The 3,040-nt window shown below is 64.7% G+C and carries 7 protein-coding genes; 1 reads left to right on the forward strand and 6 read right to left on the reverse strand.

Going from position 1 to position 3,040, the window contains the following annotated elements; translation table 11 throughout:
- The first annotated feature begins 2 nt into the window (after positions 1–2).
- Entirely contained in the window at positions 3–104 is a 102-nt protein-coding gene (locus Q0O97_RS17395; RefSeq protein WP_294932439.1) for a BrnA antitoxin family protein, read from the forward strand.
- Between the two features lie 275 nt (positions 105–379).
- On the opposite strand, the gene Q0O97_RS17400 is transcribed toward Q0O97_RS17395, so the two are convergent.
- The 6 genes from Q0O97_RS17400 to Q0O97_RS17425 all read right to left on the reverse strand — a co-directional run.
- Positions 380–748, reverse strand: a complete 369-nt coding sequence (locus Q0O97_RS17400) for a hypothetical protein (RefSeq protein WP_294932422.1) — start codon at positions 746–748, stop codon at positions 380–382.
- Positions 748–1,221, reverse strand: coding sequence for a phage tail tube protein (locus tag Q0O97_RS17405; protein ID WP_294932425.1), 474 nt, complete (start codon positions 1,219–1,221; stop codon positions 748–750). Before Q0O97_RS17405 ends, Q0O97_RS17400 begins: the two co-directional genes overlap by 1 nt.
- Positions 1,211–1,600 (reverse strand): DUF3168 domain-containing protein, encoded by a 390-nt coding sequence (locus tag Q0O97_RS17410; protein ID WP_294932428.1) that lies wholly within the window; start codon positions 1,598–1,600, stop codon positions 1,211–1,213. The genes Q0O97_RS17405 and Q0O97_RS17410 overlap by 11 nt, the downstream gene beginning before the upstream one ends.
- Positions 1,601–1,603: 3 nt before the next feature.
- Positions 1,604–2,161, reverse strand: a complete 558-nt coding sequence (locus Q0O97_RS17415; protein WP_294932430.1) for an HK97-gp10 family putative phage morphogenesis protein — start codon at positions 2,159–2,161, stop codon at positions 1,604–1,606.
- Positions 2,158–2,487, reverse strand: coding sequence for a phage head closure protein (locus tag Q0O97_RS17420; protein ID WP_294932433.1), 330 nt, complete (start codon positions 2,485–2,487; stop codon positions 2,158–2,160). Before Q0O97_RS17420 ends, Q0O97_RS17415 begins: the two co-directional genes overlap by 4 nt.
- The coding region (locus Q0O97_RS17425) for a head-tail connector protein (RefSeq protein ID WP_294932436.1) at positions 2,484–3,040 on the reverse strand (557 nt) is incomplete at its 5' end. The genes Q0O97_RS17420 and Q0O97_RS17425, both read right to left, overlap by 4 nt.

Raw genomic sequence — 3,040 nt, forward strand, 5'->3', positions numbered from 1 at the left:
GGCTGGATCGGGATGTAATCGACGCATTCAAGAAGGGCGGTCCCGGCTGGCAATCCCGGATGAACGACGCTCTGCGCGAAGCCGCGCACCTGCGCGGGAAGTAACCCTTACCCCGCCAACGCCGCGTCTATCTTATCCCAGACCGAATGAAACCGCTGCACCCGGTCCTGTTCATCAACCGGTCCGCCAAGGAACTTGTCCAGTGGCACCGGCTTTTTCAGATGCGGCAGCATGGCGCCGAACCAGACCAGTTCGCGGGCGCGCCTCTGCCGGATGGCCGCGCCCTTGAACTCCAGCGCCAGCAGGCGCGGCGTCAGGTCCCAGAACCGGCCCCCATCGAAGCCGGATCCGATATAGGTCTCGTAGAGCGCCCCGAGGTCTAACCCTTGGCCTTCGGGGCTTTCCGGTTTCCCTGCCCGGTCCCTTTGCGCAGATCCGGGAACGCCGATGCCAGCACCTGCTGGAACAGACCGAGGTCGGCTGACAGCATGTCGTCGGCAAGATCGCGGGCATCTTCCTCAGGCAGATTCTCGCCCTTCACAAGGCTTTCGGCAACGATGTCGATCATGATGCCGAAGGGCGGGATCTTCTGCCCCTTGCCCTCGTCCGAATCATACTTGCCGGACAGCAGGCCCCCGAGGTCATCGCCATGACGTCCTTGCAGCTTGGCAATCCCGCCGAGGGTCAGGCGCAAGGAATAGTTGTGCCCGTCGAACTCATGGTGCAGCGCACCGGTTGCGTCAGCCATCAGCCATCCTCCGGGACGCGGGGATCGGGACTGATCCGATTGAAGATCTTCATGGAAAGGGTCGCCATGCGCTTTTCACCGACCGAGGACTGCGGGGTGAAATGGTTGACGTAGCCGCGATAGGTGCGGCGGATGCCGCCCACGACGAACTCGACCATCACATCTTCTTTCTCGCCCGTCTCGTTCAGCGCAGCGAGCGTGTCCAGCAACTGCTGGCTGGCGTGATCCGGCCAGTATTGCAGTTCCTGCGACCAATCCGCAGCCGCAAGCAGCCCCGGAATGGTTTCACGGGTGCGGCCAGGCGACTGCATATGCGTCACGTCGATATCCTCGGGGACCTTTTCAGGGGCGTCGATGGTCTCGATACCGAGGATCTGCGTCCAGGTCGTGGACCCGCCGCCGCTTGCACTGCGCCCGATCCACAATTCGTCCTGCCAACCAATCCCGACCTGGGATGCGACTTCAACCGGCATGATCTGCCCTCCAGTTTGTCAAAAAATCAAGGCTGGCGCGATAGATCGCCTCGCCCGCGTTATCGCCGCTTTCGCGGGTCTGCCGCATCCCGTCGAACAGGATGCCCAGGAAACCGCCGCCACGGTGGAAATCCAGCGCGCCCTTTACGGCGGCCGCCATGCTTCGCGCATCGCCAAAGGTCGGAGCGTAGCAATCCACCTGCACCCGGCCCTGTTGCAGCCCGTCAGGGCCTTGCATGGTGTGCCCCTCGTTCATGCTGATCAGGTGCATGACGACATAGGGGCGCCCCTCGTCCTGCGGATGTTCGCCCCAATTGATCCGCGCCGACGGCACGGTGGGAAGCCCCGCTATCAGCAGGGCGCGCAGTTCCTGTTCCATTGATCAGCCCTTCGCTGCCCGCTTCGCCATCCGCGCCGCGTGTTTCTGGATCTCGTCCCAGATCAGAGGTGCCAGCCGGTCGATGGTCGCCTGCGCCTCGCTGTCGAAGGCCGGGCGCAGGAACGGGTCCGGCGCTGTGCCCGGATGCTTCGACCCGGCGAAACGCCCGCCATTGGTCCGGGACTTCGTGCCGAATTCCACGAACTTCGCATACCAGGCGTCCTGCGTCGGGCCGAGATACATGATCGCAGGCGGGTTCAGCGCCTTGAACTCGCGCCGCGCCGTCCGCATGGCGGCAACCGACGCTGCCTTATCGCCGCCCGTGGCGCGCATCGTGGCCGCATAGGCAGCCCGGCCTACCTCGCCCGTCGCACGGGTGCTGATCTTGATGCTGTCTTCAAGCTTGCCGCTGTCCACCGGCGCATATCGGACCGCCTTTTCCAGCATCGGCTCTGCCGCCTTGCGCAACGCGCGGCGCGTGATCGCAACACGGGTGGATTGCTTCGCCACCTCGGACAGCGCCTTTTCCAGGTCCTCGAAGCCTTCAAGACGGAAGGTCATTCTCGCACCTCCGATGCCGTGATCTCGAAGCCCACACGGCGGCCCAACTCCTTGATGCCGGTGATCCCATAGGTTCGGCCCTCGCAGGTCAGGCGGTCCTTGTGGGTGATCCCTGCGGTGAAGGACGAATACCGCACTGTGAAGCGCGCCACAGCGTCCACGCCGACCGTGCTGGCCGCATAGCGTTCGGCATCCCGGATGAACTCACGGGCTGCCCATATTCGGGTGCCATGCGGGGCAAACACTCCGGGGCGATTCTGATAGCCGTCATCCACGGTCTGCGCCCGCAGAAACTGGACGCGGCGGTCGAGACTGCCCGCCCTCATGCGATCCACCTTATCTTGAGCGGCGCCAGGATGCGCTGCGCGGACAGCGGCAGCGCGGTGGCGATGGTGCCGGTCACGACCTCTTCGCGGTTGAGATACCAGTTGCCGACGATCAGCAGCACGGCCATGCGCAACGGCCCCTCGATGTCATCCGGGACGCCCGCCGTGAAGGACAGCCGGACCGGGCGCGACGTGCCCTCGGCCGGCCTGACGATCGACCACGGGTCGCAATCCCGAACCGTGACCGGCAGGGGTTGATCCTGGCCGTCATCATCGACAAGCACCGCCTCGATGTTGCCGGCATGCGGCAGGGGCAGTTTCAACTCGCCGCCCCAGCCGTCGCGCATGTCGAGGCGCCAGCGTTGCGGCTGGACGCAGCGCCCGAGAACACCGCGCGGCCCGTCCAGATGCGCAAGCGCGGCATCGACCAGACCGCCGATATATTCATCCTCGTCACCGCCATCCACGCGCAGATGCGCCTTGACCTGATCGAGCGAAACCAGTTCGCCCAGGGGGCCGCCGTCCCGTGTCAGGTTCATTGCGCAGCCTTGTT

Source organism: uncultured Paracoccus sp. (assembly GCF_945915435.1).
GTDB lineage: Bacteria > Pseudomonadota > Alphaproteobacteria > Rhodobacterales > Rhodobacteraceae > Paracoccus.